Raw genomic sequence first — 1,084 nt, 5'->3', positions numbered from 1 at the left:
GCGATGGAGGGCCGGGTGGCGTTGAAGCCGGTGGCGAAGACCAGCACCTCGGGGTCGTAGGAGGCGCCGCTGGCCGCGATGGCCCGGCCGTCGCTGATGTGGGTCAGCTCGGTCGACTCCAGCCGCACATTGTCCTGTTGCAGGGCCGCGTAGTACTCGTCGGAGAACAGGATTCGCTTGCAGCCGATCTCGTAATCCGGGGTGAGCCGCCGCCGCAGTTCCGGATCGCGGACCTGCCCGGCCAGGTGGTCGAGGGCGCGGCGGCTGAGCAGATCGATCTCCGGGTGCCGGCGGCGGCGCGCGGCGATGCTGAGCTCCGCCTCGGCGAACAGCTCGTCCCGCAGCGCGGTGATGGACCGCGGGTCGGCGGCGAATCCGGCCAGTTCGTCGGGGGTGTAGAAGCGGTCCCCGCGCGGCAGCACGTAGGGGGCGGAGCGCTGGAAGACCACGACCTCACTGGCCTCGCCCGCCAGCCGCGGCAGGATCTGCACCGCGGACGCGCCCGTGCCCACCAGTCCGACCCGCTTGCCGACCAGGGAGACCTTCGGATTCCAGCGCGCCGAATGCCAACGGCGGCCCCGGAATTCGGTGAGATTCGCGATCGGCGGGATCTTGGGTTCGGTCAGCCGCCCGGTCGCGATGACCAGATTCGCCGCCGAGAACTCGCCCTGTGAGGTGCGGACCCGCCAGCGCTCTTCGGCCTCGAGCCATTCCGCCTGTTCCAGTGCGCAATTCAGCCGCAGATACGGTTCGAGGGCTTCCTGCTTCACGCAGGAGCGCAGGTAGTCGTGAATCTCCGCGCCCTCGGCGAACACTCGCGACCAGCGCGGGTTCGGCAGGAACGAGAACGAGTACAGGTGCGCCGGAATATCGCAGGCCACACCGGGATAGCGGTTATCGCGCCAGGTGCCGCCCACATCCTCGGCCTGTTCGATGATCACGAACGATTCCCGGCCCCGGCGGGCCAGCTGGATGCCCATGCCGATACCGGCGAACCCGGCGCCGACGATCAGGACGTCGACCTCTTGCGGGGCAGGTGCCGCGGCGAAATTCGAAGCCATGGCGTCAGATCCAGCCGTACTGG

The 1,084-nt window shown here is 69.1% G+C and carries 1 protein-coding gene; it reads right to left on the bottom strand.

The genetic code is table 11. From position 1 onward, the window contains the following. Nucleotides 1-1,061 (bottom strand): flavin-containing monooxygenase (locus tag ACIRS4_RS38745; RefSeq protein WP_404205054.1); only part of this gene is annotated, 1,061 nt, incomplete at its 3' end. Nucleotides 1,062-1,084: the final 23 nt, after the last annotated feature.

The organism is Streptomyces sp. NPDC101166 (assembly GCF_044768125.1).
Lineage (GTDB): Bacteria > Actinomycetota > Actinomycetes > Streptomycetales > Streptomycetaceae > Streptomyces.
This window is presented reverse-complemented; position numbering and strand designations above follow the sequence as displayed.